A 17,555-nucleotide genomic window follows, 5' to 3' on the forward strand; every position below is an offset into this window, starting at 1 on the left:
AAATCAAGGTTCGGGCCAATGAAGAATTAGGTGCCGCACTTGGCCTTAGCTATCATTTGGACGGCACGCCCAGCAGCGATTTTGATCTTGCAACCCGGATGGGCCTGATCCCATCCAATCCCGACCAGGCCGATTATAGTGACTTCTGGGAAGGTAAGTTTGGCGAGTCCGAAGGCACGCTGCATGAGGCCCATTTGCAAGAATACCAGGGCGAGGGCAAGAACCGCCGCCTTGTGACCGTGTTTCACGGCGTGGTCATGGGCTATCAATTTGCGCGACCCTTCACCTCCACCACCCTGGTTCGCCAAGATATGGGTTTGTTCAATGGCCTGATTAATCTAGGTTCGCGCTTCACTGGCCTAAAGCTTGAGCCGGTTAAAATGGTCCACCCCGATTTTGAGCGTCGCTTTGAGGTCGTTTCAACCGACCAGGTCGAGGCCCGATACCTGCTCCACCCCGCCTTTTGCGAGCGCTTGATGGAGATGGAAAAGGCATTCAACGGCAACAATATGCGCTTGGCCTTTGCACAAGGCCGGGTCGTCGTTGTGATTGAGACGCGCGACATGTTTGAAAGTGGCGGCATTGATGCCGAGGGGGATGATGCGCGCTTTGCCACCACCATCGACCAATTGGGCAGCTTAATCGACCTTACCCAGACCTTGAATGAGCGGGCGCGGTGAGGGGGCATGGTCGAGATTTAGCTGTTCCTTTCTGATCTTGCCTGACCTTGCAAACTGCTTTGCAGCCTTAAAGCCCAAGGGTACCCGAGCCCGATCCGGCAAGGAAAATTAAATCTTTATTAGCGCTAACCCTGTAGCAAATCCTGAGCTCGGAGGATTTTTATGCAGAGAGTAGTATTGGCAGCTGCCGCGGCAATGACCGTATGTTTCAGCGCTGGCTCCGCACAAGCTAAAGATAATGGCGGTGCTTACGGCGGTATCGTCTTTGGCACTCCAATGGGCACGGATCGGAATGTGGAGACGGTTGGCAGTTCAGCCTTCCAGGCTTTGGGTCCAACCATTACCCCGTCCCGCGTAAGGCCAGAGCTGGACGGCCTGACCTATGGTGTCATTATCGGCAATCATTACAATACGAATGGCCCGCTTATCATGGGCTTGGAAATTGACATCTCTGGCGGCGGCGATGTGACCCCGGGCTCATTTTCCGGTGCACCGATTGCAGCAACAGCGCCGGCCGTAAGCCCAGCTCCAGCCGGGCTCACCACAAGTGCGACGAAAGAATATGGCCTGCGCGGGTCGCTGCGCGGCCGCCTTGGCGTGAAGGTCTTGGATGGCTTTTCTGTCTATACAACCGGGGGCCTTGCCTTCGCGCATGTTGAAACCACAGCTTCGGTCGTGGTCAATGGGGCACCAACACTGGCGTGGAACGGACGCAACACGCAAAACCTAACCGGTTGGGCCATTGGTGTTGGCGCAGAGTTTGAAGTGATCGACGGCGTGATCGTGCGCGGCGAATATATCTATACCGATCTTGGCGATGCCACGGTGACTGCCGTTGGCAATGATGCCGTCAATGCCCAAGTCACTTTGACCGGCATCGAATATCTCGCGCGGACCGACTATCGAGGTGGCGAAGCCCGCGCCGGTGTCTTGTTGAGCTTCTAAGCACTCGGAAAACAGACGGGGCCAAGTTTCAAAAGTCGCCCCTCTGTGGCCGCCTTGTCCGGTCTTGTCTGATCCCGGATCGCGCGTTCCCTCCTGCGGCGACTGCCCCATGGCAGGTAAAGATATATCCTTGCCTTGAAACCGTAAGCTAAGCGGGGTTAGAGTAGGGCATGACTTTGCCGACGGATTATCTGACCTATCCCAAGCGTGGCTATGGCCAAGACATGGACCGCTATGGCTGGCGGCAAGCAGATCAGCGGACGCCGATTCAATGGCCGGGTGCGAAAGCCGTTGCGGCCTTGATCGTGATCCCGCTGGAATTTTTCATGCTGAACCCGTCGGGCAAGCCGTTTAAACATCCAGGCGCGATGGTGACGCCCTATCCCGACCTGCGTCACTATACCAGCCGCGATTATGGCAATCGGGTTGGTGTCTTTCGCTTGCTCAAGGCACTAAAGGCCTTAGGCCTCAAAGCCACCTTTGCCGTCAATGCGGTCTTACTCACCAAGAAGAAGCCTTTGATCGAAGCTATTTTGGCTGACGGCCACGAGATTGCCGCCCATGGCTGGGACACAGATTCGATCCATTGGGGGGGAATAGAGCCGGCTGTGGAGGCGGCGTATGTCGCCCGCACGCGCGAGGCTTTTGAATCTGCGGGCCTAAGCCCCCGAACTTGGCTATCGCCCGCCCGCCAGCAAAGCGAGCAGACCCCCGATCTGATTAAGGCGGCAGGCTTTGACGTGTGCCTCGATTGGGAGAGCGACAGCGTGCCGTGGCCGATGGCGACGGCATCAGGGCCATTAACCTGCGTGCCTTTGGCGAATGAATTGGATGACCGTAAGCTTCTGATCGATCAGCGCCAAAGCGAGACGGAATGGCGTAACCAGATCCTTGCTGCCCGCGACCTCTTGGTGGAAGAGGGGCCTCGCTATGGCGGCCAAGTTCTGTCCTTCACCCTAACGCCATATGTTTCAGGCCTGCCCTTCCGCTTGTGGGCGGTGCGGGAAGTGTTTGCGGCTCTCGCGTCTGACCAACAGGTGTGGAGTGCGACCGCGCATGAGATTGCCAATGCCGCAAGCTGAACCTTTCACCTGGGAGAGCCTGCGGGCACTCGCCCTTTCACTGAACCTGCCCAATGTGGAAGACGCGGTGTCCTGGGGCCAACCAAACCTGAAAGCGCATGGCAAAATGTGGGTGTGGTGGAGCCCGTCTGAGCATGCGCCCGTCTTCAAGACCACTTTCGAGGAACGCGAATTTCTGATCGAAGTCGATCCCGAAACCTTCTTCTTCACACCCCATTACAAAAGCTGGCCTCTCATCCTTGCCCGCCCAGATAAGGTCGATCCCGATTGGGTGGTAGCAAACCTCAAACGGGTTTGGCGTGAACAGGCCAAAAAGACGTTTTTAAAGAAATGGGATGCGGAGCAGGCAGGGGCCTAGGGTCCTTCATGCCGCACTATATGGGCGGCAAAACAACCCCGTATGGCATTATGGGCGTCAATCTTGGTGATGCTTGGATTGGAAAGCAGGGTTAGGATCACAGGCTTTGCAGCCGCGCCATCGACAAGGGCTGCATCCACCATCATCCCGTCTTTGTCATAGGCACGCAACGACAATTTGCGCCGGGCAAGGGCAGGCGGGATCGTATCGACAAACCGGCCGGGCTTTGCGTCCCCGCAGGAAACAAAGATGGGCCCGGACTGCGCGTAGGGGGTGTTGGCTTGATGGTGCGGATAGGAAACCAAGGCGACCTTCTGGCCAATCGAGGCATCATCCAGTGTGATGCGGCACGGGAAACCGGGGTTTTCGTCGACTTCATAATAGGGGGCAGAGGTATCTTGGGCCCCGACTTGCTTTTGATCCAAAACCGAACCAAACAGGGATGGGTCTAGCCCTTGGATGATGAAAGCCATGATGAAATCCTCGTCAGACACGGTTTCTTTTGCCTGCTTTTGCCGGCACGGGCTGGCGGCTTTCGGACCTAGCTTGCCATGAACCGCCGCGATCTTTTGTTGACCGCCCTTTCTGCTGGAGCCAGCCTAGCCATGACCGATGCGACTGCCCAAACCTCGCCCACACGCTATTCGGCCTTGGCGCTGCAAACCCGCTGTGATGCGGTCAATCAAGACAGCACAAAAGAGACCGCCCGCGCCCGCATGAGCGCGACCATGGCGCGTGTTTCCAGCCAGATTGGCGCGGCCAAAGGCTTTCTCAAGGGCTTTAATGGCTATGATTTGAAGCTGGTCGTTTTGCCCGAATATTGGTTGACGAGCTTTCCCTTAGGCGAAACGCGCGAGCAGTGGCAGGCTAAGGCTGCCATTGATATGCAGGGGCCCGAAGCCGACGCCATTGCCGCCATCGCCCAAAAGCACGGGGTGTATCTGTGCTCCAACCATTATGAGAACGACCCCCATTTCCCCGATCTCTATTTTCAGGCCAATGTCGTTTATGGGCCAACGGGCCAAGTCGTGCTGCGTTATCGCCGCATGATCTCGCTCTATACGCCAAGCCCCTATGACGTCTGGGACAAATATCTTGATGCTTACGGCCTCGATGCCGTCTTCCCCGTAGCAGCAACCGAGATCGGCACCTTGGGTACCATTGCGTCGGAGGAAATTCTCTATCCTGAAATCGCGCGCATGGCGGTTTTCAAGGGCGCTGAAATCTTGCTCCACCCGACCAGCGAAGTGGGCAGCCCCAATCTGACGCCCAAGCACATCTCAAAAATGGCCCGGGCCGTGGAAAATATCGCCTATGTCGTCAGTGCCAATTCCGCAGGCATTTACGGCACGCCGGTAGCGGCCAATTCCACCGATGGCATGTCGATTGTGCTGGATTGGTATGGGAGAACTTTGGCCGAAGCTGGCACGGGCGAGACCTTTAACGCCAATGCTGTTCTCGATATCGCAGCCCTGCGCGAGACGCGGAAGAAGACAGGTATGACCAACACGCTGTCGCGCTTGCCCATGGATGCGTTTGAGAAAACCTATGCCGATACCCGCTTGGCCCCGGCCAATAAGACCCCAGACGGCAAAATGATTGAACGCGCTGAGGTTTTGGCACGGCAACGCGCCGTCATTGAAGACATGGCCGCCCGCGGCATTTTGCGTTAGCACCCTAAACTGTATCTGGTTGGCGGAGTCATGTAATTGACTCTGGAGTTCTGCGCTTTCTCCGCCCATACTCAAAGGTAATATGGGGGGTATGCAATCATGGACAATATAGGTTCTGAGCGAGGACTTCACGAAATCATTGATCGTGCACAACTTATCCTCACAAGTTGGCAGGCCTTTGTTGAGGAACACCCGGAGACTCAACTTCACCCACATTTGGTCTCGATCTCGGACGAAGTCACTGATTTGATGGCGGCCTTCTATCTTGAAGCCTCTGAAATGGCCGTAAATCACACTCCAGTGTCTGGCCTTGCAACCGAGATGAAAATGGTCAAAAAGAACCACTTGATTTGAGGAGGGCGGGCTTGGCCGAAATCAACGGCCCAACCCATACCGCTTAACTCATGGCGGGCGTAGTTCAGAGGTAGAACGTCAGCTTCCCAAGCTGAATGTCGTGGGTTCGATTCCCATCGCCCGCTCCAAATCCCAAATAGACGACCTCGCCTTGCCTCACGTGCATAGGGCCGCACCTACAGCGGCGAAGCGCGCTCTAGTTTTCCTGACAATGCTGCCCATTTCTTGCGAATTGAGGGATAGGATGGCGCAGATATGTGGTGCGCACGTCTATCCCTAGGTAATAATGTAAATGTGTTAAGTATTCGGTGATTCTAGCCATCGAATGCTTGGCAGACATCATTGCGACATCTGGACTGCTATTGGTTCATATATGCAGACCAATAAAATCAATACACTAAATGCATGTTCATTATTTAATCATCGACCTGCTTAAATTTTTAGCAACAGTTAACACCTTTTTGTGAAAACTCCGGCCTCCAAGAAATAAGGATGCTGTTGTGGACAATCTAACTCTTCGGGCCAAATTCTCCATCATGATCGCCGGTGCAGGCATCTGTATTGCCGCTGTATCTGCAGCCTCCTTCTTTTCCTTAGAGAAATACAAACAAGCCCAAGAGCAGGTTCAGCAAATTGGGGTGGCAGGACGCATCTTTGCTGAAGCCGATATGATGCATGATGCCCTCAATTCAGATGTGTTGCGGGCAACCCTGATCGGGCGCGGATTGCTTGCGGGCTCGGGTGACGAGATTAAGGCCGGCATTAATGAGCATGGCGAAACATTCAAGGCGGCCATGGCCGATATCCAAAAACTGAATGTGCCTGAAAATGTGCGCAGCTTGGTTCAACAAGCCGAGCCCGACCTCAATGCCTATATCGCCATGGCGGCCTCAGTCAGTGCTTTGGCGACGCAAGATCCAGAGGCGGCCAGCCAGAAAATGGGTGCATTCACGGCCGCGTTCGAGAAGCTCGAAGAATCTAATGGTCAGGTCAGTGATGCCATTGAGAAGAATGTGACGGCGCTGAATGATGCCGCCAAGGCAGAATTGAGCTTTCAATTAATGCTCTTGGGCTTGGTGGCCTTGGGCTCTTTGGCCGCTTTGGCTGGCATGAGCTTTGCCGTCCTGCGTACCATTGAGAAGCCCTTAGATGCTGCGGCCAAAGCGATGGATCAGATCGGCCAAGGCGACCTGAGTGTTGTTTTGGAATCGAAAACACACGATTCGGTTGGTCGCATTCTGAGTGCCATCAATGACTATCGTTTGGTGGCAGGTGAAGCAAAGGCTTCTGAGCATCAGCGTCTGCGCGATGCTGCCCAAGCCCAGGAAGACCGGCAAAGATCCTTACACCAGGTGGCCGACTCGTTTGAAACTTCGGTGGCTGAAATGATCCAATTGGTTGTGGCTGCCGCCAGTCAGCTGCAGCAGTCAGCCTCGACCTTGACGTCAACGGCCAATGAAAATGCCGAACATACGAGCTCGGTTTCTCGCACCACCTATGACAGCGCGCAGAACATCCAGCGGGCGGCAGAGGCGGCCGAAGAATTGTCTACCAATGCGCAATTAATCTCCGACCAAGTGATGGAGGCGCAAAATGTGGCCGAGCAAGCCCAGACCCAAGCGATTTCGACAACTGAATCGGTGTCGCAATTGCGCGAAGCGGCCCAACGCATTGGCGAAGTCATCCAATTGATCAATGACATCGCCAACCAGACCAACCTCCTGGCCTTGAACGCCACCATTGAGGCCGCCCGCGCCGGGGCTGCTGGCAAGGGCTTTGCGGTTGTGGCGTCGGAAGTGAAGTCGCTCGCCGAACAAACCTCGCGCGCAACCGACGAGATTGCCGCCCAAATCTCTGGCATTCAGCAAGCAACCTCGGGGGCTGCCGTGGCGATTGAGGCCGTGGCTAAAACCATCGGCAATGTGGCGGTGATGTCCACCTTGATCGCCCAATCGGTGGAAGCCCAGACCGAAGCAATCGATGAAATCCGCAATACGACAAACCAAGTGGCCGTCGGCTCAGACAGCGTATCCCACTCCATCTCGGCTTTAGCCGGTGGTACTGACACGACCCGCTCTGCCGCAGGCGATACCTATATGGCGGCCGAAGAATTGCAGCGTCATGCAACCAAGTTGCAAGATGACGTGGCGCGCTTCCTGTCGACCCTGCGGGCGGCTTAGGTCGCGCAAGGGTTCACTTCAGCTTACGGCTTGTAGGCTTGTAGGCTTGTAGGGTGCATTCCGCCAGGAATGCACCTTTTTCATTCGCTGTGAGCTGGGTACAGGCTTTTTCGCTTTGGACAGCCTTTGCCGCAGGCTGTGCCTACGCAAAGGCCGTACTCGAGTTTGTGCGCGCAAGATGGGGCGTCAAGGGGCGCGCCTTCGGCGCGTCGGCGAAGCCGATTTCACCCCTTGACTCCCCAGCTTGCGCAAGAAGAATTGTCGGGCGGCTTCAAGGCAAGCGAAGCGACGCATTGAGCCGTTCCAAGCGTTTGGCTGACATCCAACTCAAAATGATTTCAGGAATTCCCTGACCACGGTGCATTCTAGGGATGGAATGCACCTTACAGCTTGGCGTGCAATTCTTTAAGCCCGCTTGGCCGCCACCACGCTGCCTAAGCCTTCCAACAGGCTTTGGCTTACGGCTTCTTGGCTGGGCTCTAAGGTCGCCAGCAACTGGATGGTCTTGCCATGCACGCTGATGGCTTCCCAATCCCATTTGCTGGTGCTCATGATTTCATGGACCTCGCACAGCGATTGGGCGGCGCGTGAAACCCAGTCGGCTTTGACAAAGCTGGCGCTGGAAATGATCTGAGATGACATTTCATAAATGCTGCGGATATTGGCTGGGTCCTTGGCTTGCACAAGATCGGTAAGTTCTTCGATCTGATTGCGCATCACCACCAAGAATTCGTCTTGCATCAAGTCGATATTCAACTGGCTGCGCCCAGCCAATTCATCAACAGGCAGCTTCCCGACCTTTGCCAATTTGCGCTTTAATGAATTATGATTTGGCTTGGTCGTCATAGCAGATTTACCCGCACTGGTTTCAACATATCATCTATCTTGCTCTGATCGAGATTCTGTCCAGCAATTTCACTGACATTGGCGTCTAGATCGGTTGAGCGCCGGCCTTGTTCGATGCCTGCTGGGAGGCCCATCGCCCGCGCGCGACGATCTGGGCCGCGAAAGCTTGGCGTATTAACCAAGTCGCGCGTGTCTTTGGCCAGCCACAAAATGCGCTGAAGCAAAATGCCGGGGGCGACGGGCTTGGCAACCACAAAACTCGCGCCGGCATCACGGTAGTGGCCAATCTGAACTTGGCTGGCGTGACCTGCTACGGCGAGGATTGGCGTCTCTGATTTTTCCCCTTCAAATTCCATGCGGAACCGGCGGGTGATCTCAATGCCGTTCATTTCCTCGGTCGAACAGTCAAGGATGATCAAGTCGATCGAATTGCTTCGATGAATGTCGAACGCTTCTTCAACGGTGCGGGCCTTATGCCGTTTGGCCATGCCAAAGCCGGAAGTGACGGCTGACAGCATATCCATCGTGTGCGTGCCGTCCGTCAGAAACAGGGCATTGAGGCCAATATGGGTTGGGGATGTGGATTTGTTGCTCACGCCATCACGCCCCTTCTTAGAATAATTCTGGGTCCACCAGCGTGGTTGAAAAATGCACACTGCCGATGGCATGGCCTGTGTGGCCAGCGCTGAGCCGTTCAGCCATGTCCGCAAGCGGTAGAGCGTTGACGGCCTGTTCCAAAGGCATGCCTTGGGCCAGGTTGGTCATCAAGCTGGTGAGGCAATCAAGCGATTGCAAAATATGGTCGAGCTTTTGGGCGTCCACCAAGCCTTCCGGGCCAAGGCTTGCCGCGCCCACGCTAACCAACGCCTCCAGCGAGGCCGTCTCAGCCTTGACGGCGGCCAGTTCGTGGCCCAGCTTTGATATGAATGGGGCGGGCAGGGACGACATTAAAATAGCTCCACATCGCCAATAGAGGTTTCGAAAACCGGCTTTGGCGGTGGCGGAGGTGGCATCTCTTGGCTGACAAACTTTTGGAAGGCGCGGCCTGTTGTTGGCCAAAATTCAACGCGGCGCGCACTGGTTCCTTCGGTGCTGCCACCCAACACAGGAATGCCTTCATCCATCAGGAACTTCTTGGCGAAAGCGGCATTGGTAGCACCCACATCGCGCAAGCCTTGAAACATCTTGCCGCCGCCAAACACTTTGGCCTCCAGTCGCGACTTGATCGCGCCTAAGGACATCAGATCATTAATCAAAAGCTCTGCCAGATAGGCCCCATAGCGACCATGCGCGTCATGCACGGAATCGGGGTTCTCGGGCAGAAGAAAATGGTTCATGCCGCCAACTTTCATGGCGGGGTCATAAAGACAAATTGCGACGCAGCTGCCCAGAATCGCGGTCAGGCACACTTCAGGGTCGCCACTGGCGAAGTGCTCGCCCTGGTTCACATGAATGCGCTTGGCAAATCTGGAAACGTCTGCGTTGAAGCTCATGTCAGCTTTCCAAAAACACTCTCAAGCTTGGCTTTGAGCTGGGCAGTGGTGAAGGGTTTCACCAGAAAATTATTGACGCCAAATTGCACCGCACGCTGGACCAATTCGGCATCGGCCCGACCTGTCAGCATGATAAAGGCCGTATTGGCGACGGGGGGATGGGCGCGAATGGCACGCAAGAAGGCTAAGCCATCAATCTTGGGCATGTTGTAATCGGAAATGACCAAATGGGCAGGCTTTCCGATTAATTCGCGCAAGCCTGCTTCGCCATCGGCGGCCTCACGAATATCTTTAACGCCAATTTGGGTCAGGCAGGTCTTGACCAGAATCCGCATGGATTGCTGGTCGTCGACTACCAAAACATTCAGTGCGCTGGCGGCAGGCATAGGTCTGACTCCCTAGGTGTGGCTTTTTTGGATGGAACAGGTGGATAGAATGGTTTCAGCGATGCGCCGCAGCGGGACTTGCCGCTCCACCGCACCAAGTTCGAAGGCAGCCTTTGGCATGCCGTACACGATACAACTGGCTTCATCTTGGCCGATGGTGGCGGCCCCTGCTTGACGCATGGCCAACAAACCCTCAGCGCCATCGCGCCCCATGCCCGTCAAGATCACACCGGTTGTGGGTCGATTAAGGGCGGCAACCGAATGGAAGAGGGCATCGACTGAAGGCTTATGCCCATTGATTAAATCGCCTTCGACCAAGCGGCAGCGGGGCATCAAAGAATTGGTGACTTCCAAATGCAAATGGCTACCCGGTGCCAGATAGGCGTGACCGGGCATGAGAGGAGCCCCATCTTCCGCCTCGGTCACGTGGATGGCAGACGCCCGATCCAAGCGCGCCGCAAATTTCGCGGTAAAGCCTGCCGGCATATGTTGGGTGATGACGATAGGCGGTGTGGCTTCTGGCAGAAGCGGGATGATGGAGAGCAACGCCTCAACCCCGCCCGTCGACGATCCAATCGCGATGACATGGCCAGACTTTGCCCGGAAACTCGCGTCTGGGGTTGCCGTGTCGCGCTGGGTTAGGGTGCGAACATTGGCTTGAGCAGCCGCTTTCACTTTGCCAATCAGGTCGGGAAAGCCCGTGCTGAGGCTGATGGCACCTGTTGGTTTTCCAACCACATCCACCGCCCCCAATTCCAAAGCCGCCAAGGCAACTTCGGTGCCCGCTTGGGTCAAGGTCGAGACCATGACGACGGGCATGGGCCGCAGCCGCATGATTTTTTCTAGAAACTCCAGCCCGTTCATATTGGGCATTTCCACGTCGAGCGTGATGACATCGGGCGACAGCGCTTTGATCATGGCGCGCGCTTCATGGGGCTCTTCGGCCGCCCCCACGACTTCAATGTCAGGATCGGCATTTAGAACCGCCGAGATGAGCTGCCGCATGGTTGCGGAATCATCGACGACAAGCACTTTGATCGTCATGCGCCCCTCCGCCGATAGGTCGTCAAACCGGTTGCTTCGAAATAGCGTTCAGCAGGCCCTGTCACCCGTTCAGAATGGCCGATGAACAAATACCCGCCTTCATTCAGGCATTGGGCAAAGCGTGCCCAGATGCGCTCTTGGGTCGGCTCGTCAAAATAGATCGCCACATTGCGACAGAAGATGACGTCAAACTTGTGCTTCATCGGCCAAGAACCCAAGAGATTGAGCACGTTAAAGCGGGTGAGTTCGCGTAATGAGGCGCGAGCCGTTAGATGGCCGTCATAGCTGGCTTCAAAGAAGCGCTGGCGCGATTGCGGCGGCACCGGGTCCAATAATTCGCTACGATAGGTGCCGTCGCGGCCTTCCGCGACCATGTTGGGGTCGATGTCGGTGGCAAGGATGCGGACGTCGAAAGAGGCTGCGTCCGGCATAGCAGTCAAAACCGTCATTGCCATGGAATAGGGCTCTTGCCCATTGGAGCAAGCCGCCGACCACAGACGCACCCGCTCGCCCGAGCGGGCCTTGAGTGCGAGGTCGGTTAGAAACAAGTCGTGTAACGTGTCGAAATGATGCGGCTCGCGATAAAAGCGGGTCACATTGGTGGTCAAGGCTGCCAGCATGGCTTGCAGCTCATCGGCCCCTTCGGCGCTATCGATCATCGCGCAATATTCAGCAAAGCTGTTCAAGCCCAACATGCGCAGGCGCTTTGCCAGCCGGGAATAGGCCAGCGCGACTTTCCCTTCGCTCAGCACGATACCCGACATCTCTTTCAAGGTTGCGGCGATTTGCGCGAAATCGTCCGCGGTCATGACATAGTCGCCGCTTACCAAGCTCTGTTTGGCTTGACGGGCAGCGTTCATGCGGCTTCGACTTCTATTTCAGGAAGCACCAAATTGACATCCAACAAGCTCAACAGCCTTTGACCAACGGGAATGATCCCCATGATCAGGGCCTTCATCTCGTCCATCGCGACCGACGGCGCAGGTTGGATTTCATTGGCTTTGACCATGATGATTTCAGACACAGAATCGACCAGAAGCCCGACTGACCGATTGGCAATCTGCACCACCATGATGACATTACGACCACTGGGCTCGCACGTGCCAAGGCCTAGGCGGGCCGATAGGTCTAAGATTGGCAAAATCGTGCCGCGCAAATTGATGACACCCTTCATATAGCCCGGGGTCTTGGGCAGAGGGGTAGCCGCGGTCCAGCCACGGATTTCGCGGATGGCCATGATATCCACGCAGAATTCCTGGCCGCCTGCCATGAAGGCCATCAATTCTTGCTGTGCATCTTCAGGGGTGTTGAGGGGGTCAGACATGTTCTTAGCTCGCTATCTTGAATTCAGATTGGTTGGCTTGCTGGCGGCCCAAGACCACCAGCGCATCAATGTCGAGAATGAGGGCAACGCGTCCATCGCCCAGGATGGTGGCCGCAGAGATGCCGTCCACCTTCCGGTAATTGGTCTCAAGGCTCTTGATCACGACTTGACGCTGGCCTTGGATATCATCGACCCAGAGCGCCACTTGCGAGCCGCCCTCGTTCTCCACCACAATCGCGATCCCATCCCGCCCAGTGATCTCGGGCGCATCAGGTTTGGAGAAGCCCAGCACCCGACCTGTGTCGATCAAGGGTAAGAAGCGGTCACGGAAGCGGATCACCCAGTCGCGCGCCCCGATCCGGTGCAGGTCGCCTTCTTTTGGCGTAAAGCTCTCAATGATGGACGATAAAGGCGACAGAAGAGTCTGCCCGCCAGCGCGCACCACCATGCCATCCAGCACCGCCAAGGTGAGCGGCAGGCTCATGGTGAATACCGAGCCCTTGCCCGGGGTAGAGGCAATTGAGATACGCCCCCCCAATTGCTGGATCGAGCGGCGGACAACGTCCATCCCGACCCCGCGGCCAGAAATGTCTGACACGCTATCGGCGGTCGAAAATCCCGGCAGAAAGATCAGATTGTCCGTCTCTTCATTGCTGAGATTGGCATCGGCTGCGATCAGGCCGCGGTCAACGGCAATTTTGCGCACACGCTCGCGGTTAATGCCACGACCATCATCGCTCACCTCAATCACAATTCGACCCGAGCGGTGGAGGGCGGCTAAGCGAATTGTCCCCTCCTTTGGCTTACCGGCTGCCGCGCGGCCCTCGGCGTCTTCAAGGCCATGATCAATCGCATTGCGGATCATGTGGGTGATGGGTTCTGCCAAGCGGTCCACGACCGTTTTGTCGACTTCGGTGGCTTCGCCCTCGGTGATAAGGCGGACGTTTTTGCCCGTCATATCAGCCACTTCGCGCACCAAGCGTGGCATGCGCTGAAACACCGATTTCACCGGTTGGGCGCGGATCGCCATCACGCTGTCTTGGATTTCGCGGGATAATTGCTCAAGATCCTCAAGGCCGACCTTCACCGTGGAAGAGGCCGCAAGCCCGCATTCGGCAACGCTTTGTGCCAACATGGCTTGCTGGATCACCAATTCACCGACCACGTTAATCAGTTTGTCGATCCGGTCGAGATCAACCCGGATAGAGGCCTGGCCACCGCCTGCGGCTTGGGCACTACCGGTTGGGGCAGTCGCTTTCGCGGCCGGGGCACTGGGGGCAGCAACAGCAGCAGCTGGGGTTGGGGCGGGTGCGCTTGGCGCGGGTTCGGCTGCGGCCGTGGCCATAGCCAGCAGCGCTTGAATATCAACTTCGTCAGCAGCAGGGGCAGCAGGGGCAGCAGGGGCAGGGGCGGTGGCCGCCGCCAAAAGCGCTGCAATACCCACATCTGCCGCCGCGCTATCCTCGACAGATCCGGCAGGCTCGCCCTTCGGCAGAATGACGAGATCGCATTCATCCTCGACGAACTCAAAGATTTCCGTGATGGCTTCAAGTTCAACAGGGGCGTCAAGCTCGATGGTCCAGCTTAGGCAAGCAGCAGGCTCGCTCAACTCGGTTAAGGCTGGAAGTTCTGAGGTGTCCAGCGTGACTTGGCAGGGGCCAAGGCGGGCTAACTCACGCAGCAGCAGCGCGGGCTCATTGCCGGTTTCATAGAGCCTGACATGGGGCTTGAATGTGATGGTCCAAGCTTCCGGGGCCACAACTTCTGGCGCGTCAGAAGCATCACCAAAGTCAAACATGACGGGTTTGAAGTCAAATTCGGCTTCAATCGGATCTGCAGCCGGACTGGGGTCAGGAGCTGCCGCGACGACGGGCCCGCCACCATCCATCAGTGCGCGCAATTCATTGGCTACAGTCTGCGAGCGCTCTTCATCCATCGACGGGATCAGCCCGCGCGCAAAGCTGACGTGGTCGGCCAGAACATCAGAGGCATGCAACATGGCGCGAATGGCCGTGTCGTCACAGGTTTTCCGACCTGAACGCAGCTCGTCCATATAGGTCTCGAACACATGGGCAAAGCGGACTAATTCTTCGAGGCCAAAGGCACCCGCACCGCCCTTGATCGAGTGAATGGCCCTGAACGCCGCATTGATCGTTTCCCCATCACCATCGCCAAAGGTCAGCGCGGTGACGCTGGCCTCAAGGTCAGTTAGCAATTCTTCGCATTCAAGGAAGAAGGTTTGCTTGATGGCTTCAAATGGATCGTCTGCAGACATGCTAGCTTATCCTGAAACGCGGCGAACAACATCCACCAGTTTAACGGGGTCAAACGGCTTCACGATCCAGCCGGTCGCCCCGGCTTCCTTGGCACGTGTCTTTTTCTCGACAGAGCTTTCGGTGGTCAGAACCAAGACGGGCAGGCCGCGATGGGCTGGATTGGCGCGAACCCCCTCGATGAAACCAAAGCCATCAAGGCGCGGCATATTAATATCGGTAATGACGACATCAGCACCCTCGCGCTCTAAGGTTTCCAAGCCGTCAATCCCGTCTTCGGCCTGAACGACCTCATAGCCAGCGTCGGTGAGCGCTAGCATCAGCATGTCCCGCATGGTGCGGCTATCATCGACCGTCAGGATCTTCTTTGTCATTGTACGTCTCCTTGCGGACCGAGCTGTAGAGGGGGCGCGCCAAATGCCGACCATTGGGCGGTGAGGGCATCGCTTGGATTTTCGAGAACAAAGGGCGTCTCGTGCTTGGTCCAGCTTTCATGGGCGGCCAGCAAAATCTGAAGGCACTGGCCGCCAAGGGTTTCAACTTGGCTTCCATCGAGCGTCAACGGCTGTCCATCAAAGCCCATCAGGGCCTCATGCAGTGCCGGGGCAGCACGCGTATCCAAACTAGCGGGAAGCATGAAAGAGTTCATGTGTCGTCACCCAATCTCGATCAAAATTCTTCCCAATCATCGGCTTCGGCTTGCGGCGCGGGTTTAGCTGCCGCCCCGCCACGGCCCAAAGGCTTGATGGCGGCGATGGTCTTGCGCGTGGCTGGCGAGATGTTGGCAGAGACTTGTGGGCGAGCGGCTTGAGCTGCACGCGCAGTTTTGACGGGTGCGCCGAGGTTGAAGCTCGACAGCGAAGCTTCCAGAGAATCCCCTTCGCGATTGAGCGCGTGGCAAGCGGCTGTGGTTTCTTCCACCATGGCCGCATTTTGCTGCGTCACTTGATCCATATGGTTCACAGCAGAGTTTACTTGGCCCAGTGCAGTTGCTTGCTCTTGCGCTGATGCTGCGATTTCTGAAATCAGGGCGTCGATCTCGCCCACACGGGCAACAATGCGGGTCAAGGACTCGCCGCTGCGACCAACCAAAGTCACGCCAGAGCTGACTTGTGCGGAGCTGTAGGAGATAAGGGTTTTGATTTCTTTCGCCGCGTCGGCCGAACGTTGGGCCAAAGCGCGAACTTCCGAAGCCACCACCGCAAAGCCGCGTCCTGCATCGCCGGCACGGGCTGCTTCCACCCCGGCATTCAGAGCCAAGAGGTTGGTTTGGAAAGCAATTTCATCGATCACGCCGATGATCTGGCTGATCTTCTGGGCCGAGTCTTCGATCGCGGTCATGGCTGCGACGGCATCGCTGACGACTGCGCCTGTCACTTCAGCCTCACCGCGCGTGTCGCGGACCACGGTTGAGGCCTGACGGGCACCGGCTGCCGTTTTATTGACAGTGGCGGTGACTTCATCAAGGGCAGCGGCAGTTTCTTCAAGGCTGGCGGCTTGTTGCTCGGTACGGCGCGACAAGTCGTCTGCCGCATTGGCGATTTCGGTTGCCCCGCCGCGGATCGATGTCGCATTGGCCGCCACGAAGGTGAGGGCTTCCTGCAAGGTGCTGACGGCTTGGTTATAGTCGTCACGGATTTGCTTGAATTCCTCTGGGAATTCTTCGGTGATGGTCGAGGTAAGATCGCCATCGCTCAAGCGGCCAAGGGCGGCACCCAAGGCGGCAACAACTTCAGCCTGTTGCTGGGCGCGTGCGCGATTGATGCTTTCTTCGCGTTGACGCAGCTGCGCTGCCGCCTGTTGACGATTGGCTTCTTCTTCGGCTTCGGCTCGCGCTTTAAGGGCGAGCATGTCTTGCAACTCCACAACCGAGCCTGCAATCGCGCCAATTTCGTCGGCGCGGTCAACTTCAGCCAAGTCTACGTTGGACTTGCCTTTGGCAAGCTCTGACAGCGCGCTTTGCAAGGAGGCCAATGGCGTGATGATGCTTTTGACGGCAAACCAAATCAGGCCAGCGGAGAAGACCAGCCCGAGGGCGAGGATTGCCAGCATGATGGAGATGGCGATGTTGCCGGTCAGAGTGGATTTCTCAACCGCAGTAGTCCCAAAAGCCGCAATCTGGTCGCCAAGCGTTTCCATCTTGGTCTCAACGACGGAGAATTGGTCGCCAAACTGCTTGAGCAATTCTGGCGAAGGCTTTTCGCCGGTGGCGGTGATTTTCTGGATCGCTTGAGCGCGTTCTGCATAGGTGACCAATTCTGGCTCCAACGCATTGACCAGACTCACCAATTTTGGATCAGGCGACAGCGTTTTGGATTCAGCAATCGAGTCTGCGAAGGATTTGGTGTGCTCTGCCAGATCGGCTTCGGCCACTTTCGGGTCGATCCCATTGCTGGGGTCTACTGCCAGCATGGAGTTTAGAACGTCACCACGAATGGCATCATGCATCATGTCGGCTTGCATGTGCATTTTGGACATTTTGGAGGCTTGGTCCACCAAGTGCTTGGAATTGATGAGTGCGTTGGCGGACCAAATGCCCGCACCCGCACAGACGACGATCATCAAGGAAACGGCGGCACCACCCGCCCAAACCTTTTGCTTAATCGTTTTCATATCACTCTACTCCTGATTTTGACTTTGGCGGTCGAGACCGTGTTAAATTTCAATGACTTACTACTAGAAGGCGACGGATAGGCGGACGCTGGACACAACGGCATCTTCCGCTGCACGAATGCCGCCCGGGTTGGGCGCATAATGCAGGCTACCCTGCAGAGTGACGGCAGAGCCCAATTGATCGGCCAGAACCACTTCCACACCGGATTCGGCGTCCAACGGGTCATCGCCAGCGAGGCGGGCCGTGTCTTTGAACAAGTCTGACACATAGGCCCGACGAACGCCGAGTGAGAATTGGCTGTTG

The 17,555-nt window shown here is 56.6% G+C and carries 21 protein-coding genes and 1 tRNA gene; 8 read left to right on the forward strand and 14 right to left on the reverse strand.

Annotation, left to right across the window (positions count from 1 at the left end; translation table 11 throughout):
• The 4 genes from IOB61_RS08905 to IOB61_RS08920 all read left to right on the forward strand — a co-directional run.
• Positions 1–680 (forward strand): DUF3137 domain-containing protein (locus tag IOB61_RS08905; RefSeq protein ID WP_290815275.1); only part of this gene is annotated, 680 nt, incomplete at its 5' end.
• A gap of 162 nt (positions 681–842) precedes the next feature.
• Positions 843–1,625 (forward strand): outer membrane beta-barrel protein, encoded by a 783-nt coding sequence (locus IOB61_RS08910; protein WP_290815277.1) that lies wholly within the window; start codon positions 843–845, stop codon positions 1,623–1,625.
• Positions 1,626–1,795: 170 nt separating this feature from the next.
• Positions 1,796–2,707 carry a polysaccharide deacetylase family protein gene (locus IOB61_RS08915; RefSeq protein ID WP_290815279.1) on the forward strand — a complete coding sequence of 304 codons (912 nt, stop codon included), beginning with the start codon at positions 1,796–1,798 and terminating at the stop codon, positions 2,705–2,707.
• Positions 2,694–3,065: an MmcQ/YjbR family DNA-binding protein gene (locus IOB61_RS08920; protein WP_290815281.1), complete on the forward strand. Its 372-nt coding sequence runs from the start codon at positions 2,694–2,696 to the stop codon at positions 3,063–3,065. The genes IOB61_RS08915 and IOB61_RS08920 overlap by 14 nt, the downstream gene beginning before the upstream one ends.
• Here IOB61_RS08920 and IOB61_RS08925 read toward each other — a convergent pair.
• Positions 3,062–3,538: a DUF1203 domain-containing protein gene (locus IOB61_RS08925; RefSeq protein WP_290815283.1), complete on the reverse strand. Its 477-nt coding sequence runs from the start codon at positions 3,536–3,538 to the stop codon at positions 3,062–3,064. The two genes, IOB61_RS08920 and IOB61_RS08925, sit on opposite strands and share 4 nt — an antisense overlap.
• A 78-nt stretch (positions 3,539–3,616) precedes the next feature.
• Here IOB61_RS08925 and IOB61_RS08930 point away from each other — a divergent pair, with 78 nt between their 5' ends.
• The 4 genes from IOB61_RS08930 (at position 3,617) to IOB61_RS08945 (ending at position 7,272) form a co-directional block, all read left to right on the forward strand.
• Positions 3,617–4,738 (forward strand): nitrilase-related carbon-nitrogen hydrolase, encoded by a 1,122-nt coding sequence (locus IOB61_RS08930; protein WP_290815285.1) that lies wholly within the window; start codon positions 3,617–3,619, stop codon positions 4,736–4,738.
• A gap of 99 nt (positions 4,739–4,837) precedes the next feature.
• Positions 4,838–5,092: a hypothetical protein gene (locus IOB61_RS08935; protein ID WP_290815288.1), complete on the forward strand. Its 255-nt coding sequence runs from the start codon at positions 4,838–4,840 to the stop codon at positions 5,090–5,092.
• 53 nt (positions 5,093–5,145) lie between these two features.
• Positions 5,146–5,220 (forward strand) — tRNA-Gly (locus tag IOB61_RS08940).
• Positions 5,221–5,592: 372 nt separating this feature from the next.
• Positions 5,593–7,272, forward strand: a complete 1,680-nt coding sequence (locus tag IOB61_RS08945; protein ID WP_290815290.1) for a methyl-accepting chemotaxis protein — start codon at positions 5,593–5,595, stop codon at positions 7,270–7,272.
• A gap of 405 nt (positions 7,273–7,677) precedes the next feature.
• Here IOB61_RS08945 and IOB61_RS08950 read toward each other — a convergent pair whose 3' ends face one another.
• From IOB61_RS08950 to IOB61_RS09010, 13 genes are all read right to left on the reverse strand, one after another.
• The gene (locus tag IOB61_RS08950) at positions 7,678–8,118 is read right to left on the reverse strand and encodes a hypothetical protein (RefSeq protein ID WP_290815292.1); all 441 of its coding nucleotides are present in this window, start codon (positions 8,116–8,118) and stop codon (positions 7,678–7,680) included.
• Complete coding sequence (locus IOB61_RS08955; RefSeq protein WP_290815294.1) at positions 8,115–8,714, reverse strand: response regulator; 600 nt, start codon at positions 8,712–8,714, stop codon at positions 8,115–8,117. Before IOB61_RS08955 ends, IOB61_RS08950 begins: the two co-directional genes overlap by 4 nt.
• Positions 8,715–8,730: 16 nt before the next feature.
• Positions 8,731–9,066, reverse strand: coding sequence for a hypothetical protein (locus IOB61_RS08960; RefSeq protein WP_290815296.1), 336 nt, complete (start codon positions 9,064–9,066; stop codon positions 8,731–8,733).
• Positions 9,066–9,611, reverse strand: a complete 546-nt coding sequence (locus tag IOB61_RS08965; protein ID WP_290815299.1) for a chemotaxis protein CheD — start codon at positions 9,609–9,611, stop codon at positions 9,066–9,068. Before IOB61_RS08965 ends, IOB61_RS08960 begins: the two co-directional genes overlap by 1 nt.
• Entirely contained in the window at positions 9,608–9,997 is a 390-nt protein-coding gene (locus IOB61_RS08970; protein WP_290815302.1) for a response regulator, read from the reverse strand. Before IOB61_RS08970 ends, IOB61_RS08965 begins: the two co-directional genes overlap by 4 nt.
• 12 nt (positions 9,998–10,009) lie before the next feature.
• A complete protein-coding gene (locus tag IOB61_RS08975; RefSeq protein WP_290815305.1) occupies positions 10,010–11,041 on the reverse strand; it encodes a chemotaxis response regulator protein-glutamate methylesterase in 1,032 nt (343 codons plus the stop codon).
• Positions 11,038–11,901, reverse strand: a complete 864-nt coding sequence (locus tag IOB61_RS08980) for a protein-glutamate O-methyltransferase CheR (RefSeq protein ID WP_290815308.1) — start codon at positions 11,899–11,901, stop codon at positions 11,038–11,040. Before IOB61_RS08980 ends, IOB61_RS08975 begins: the two co-directional genes overlap by 4 nt.
• A complete protein-coding gene (locus IOB61_RS08985) occupies positions 11,898–12,365 on the reverse strand; it encodes a chemotaxis protein CheW (protein WP_290815311.1) in 468 nt (155 codons plus the stop codon). The genes IOB61_RS08980 and IOB61_RS08985 overlap by 4 nt, the downstream gene beginning before the upstream one ends.
• A 4-nt stretch (positions 12,366–12,369) precedes the next feature.
• Entirely contained in the window at positions 12,370–14,640 is a 2,271-nt protein-coding gene (locus IOB61_RS08990) for a chemotaxis protein CheA (RefSeq protein WP_290815314.1), read from the reverse strand.
• Between the two features lie 6 nt (positions 14,641–14,646).
• Complete coding sequence (locus tag IOB61_RS08995; protein WP_290815317.1) at positions 14,647–15,012, reverse strand: response regulator; 366 nt, start codon at positions 15,010–15,012, stop codon at positions 14,647–14,649.
• The gene (locus IOB61_RS09000; RefSeq protein ID WP_290815319.1) at positions 15,009–15,287 is read right to left on the reverse strand and encodes an STAS domain-containing protein; all 279 of its coding nucleotides are present in this window, start codon (positions 15,285–15,287) and stop codon (positions 15,009–15,011) included. Before IOB61_RS09000 ends, IOB61_RS08995 begins: the two co-directional genes overlap by 4 nt.
• 20 nt (positions 15,288–15,307) lie before the next feature.
• Complete coding sequence (locus IOB61_RS09005; protein ID WP_290815322.1) at positions 15,308–17,251, reverse strand: methyl-accepting chemotaxis protein; 1,944 nt, start codon at positions 17,249–17,251, stop codon at positions 15,308–15,310.
• A gap of 63 nt (positions 17,252–17,314) precedes the next feature.
• Positions 17,315–17,555: carbohydrate porin (locus tag IOB61_RS09010; RefSeq protein WP_290815325.1), on the reverse strand; the 241-nt coding region annotated here is incomplete at its 5' end.

It is taken from the genome of Aquidulcibacter sp., assembly GCF_020253525.1.
Taxonomy (GTDB): domain Bacteria; phylum Pseudomonadota; class Alphaproteobacteria; order Caulobacterales; family Aquidulcibacteraceae; genus Aquidulcibacter.

Coding starts and splice junctions, on each gene's coding strand:
- IOB61_RS08910 (WP_290815277.1), top strand. CDS start 843: ATGCAGAGAGTAGTATTGGCAGCTGCCGCGGCAATGACCGTATGTTTC.
- IOB61_RS08915 (WP_290815279.1), top strand. CDS start 1,796: ATGACTTTGCCGACGGATTATCTGACCTATCCCAAGCGTGGCTATGGC.
- IOB61_RS08920 (WP_290815281.1), top strand. CDS start 2,694: ATGCCGCAAGCTGAACCTTTCACCTGGGAGAGCCTGCGGGCACTCGCC.
- IOB61_RS08925 (WP_290815283.1), bottom strand. CDS start 3,538: ATGGCTTTCATCATCCAAGGGCTAGACCCATCCCTGTTTGGTTCGGTT.
- IOB61_RS08930 (WP_290815285.1), top strand. CDS start 3,617: ATGAACCGCCGCGATCTTTTGTTGACCGCCCTTTCTGCTGGAGCCAGC.
- IOB61_RS08935 (WP_290815288.1), top strand. CDS start 4,838: ATGGACAATATAGGTTCTGAGCGAGGACTTCACGAAATCATTGATCGT.
- IOB61_RS08950 (WP_290815292.1), bottom strand. CDS start 8,118: ATGACGACCAAGCCAAATCATAATTCATTAAAGCGCAAATTGGCAAAG.
- IOB61_RS08960 (WP_290815296.1), bottom strand. CDS start 9,066: ATGTCGTCCCTGCCCGCCCCATTCATATCAAAGCTGGGCCACGAACTG.
- IOB61_RS08965 (WP_290815299.1), bottom strand. CDS start 9,611: ATGAGCTTCAACGCAGACGTTTCCAGATTTGCCAAGCGCATTCATGTG.
- IOB61_RS08970 (WP_290815302.1), bottom strand. CDS start 9,997: ATGCCTGCCGCCAGCGCACTGAATGTTTTGGTAGTCGACGACCAGCAA.
- IOB61_RS08975 (WP_290815305.1), bottom strand. CDS start 11,041: ATGACGATCAAAGTGCTTGTCGTCGATGATTCCGCAACCATGCGGCAG.
- IOB61_RS08980 (WP_290815308.1), bottom strand. CDS start 11,901: ATGAACGCTGCCCGTCAAGCCAAACAGAGCTTGGTAAGCGGCGACTAT.
- IOB61_RS08985 (WP_290815311.1), bottom strand. CDS start 12,365: ATGTCTGACCCCCTCAACACCCCTGAAGATGCACAGCAAGAATTGATG.
- IOB61_RS08990 (WP_290815314.1), bottom strand. CDS start 14,640: ATGTCTGCAGACGATCCATTTGAAGCCATCAAGCAAACCTTCTTCCTT.
- IOB61_RS08995 (WP_290815317.1), bottom strand. CDS start 15,012: ATGACAAAGAAGATCCTGACGGTCGATGATAGCCGCACCATGCGGGAC.
- IOB61_RS09000 (WP_290815319.1), bottom strand. CDS start 15,287: ATGAACTCTTTCATGCTTCCCGCTAGTTTGGATACGCGTGCTGCCCCG.
- IOB61_RS09005 (WP_290815322.1), bottom strand. CDS start 17,251: ATGAAAACGATTAAGCAAAAGGTTTGGGCGGGTGGTGCCGCCGTTTCC.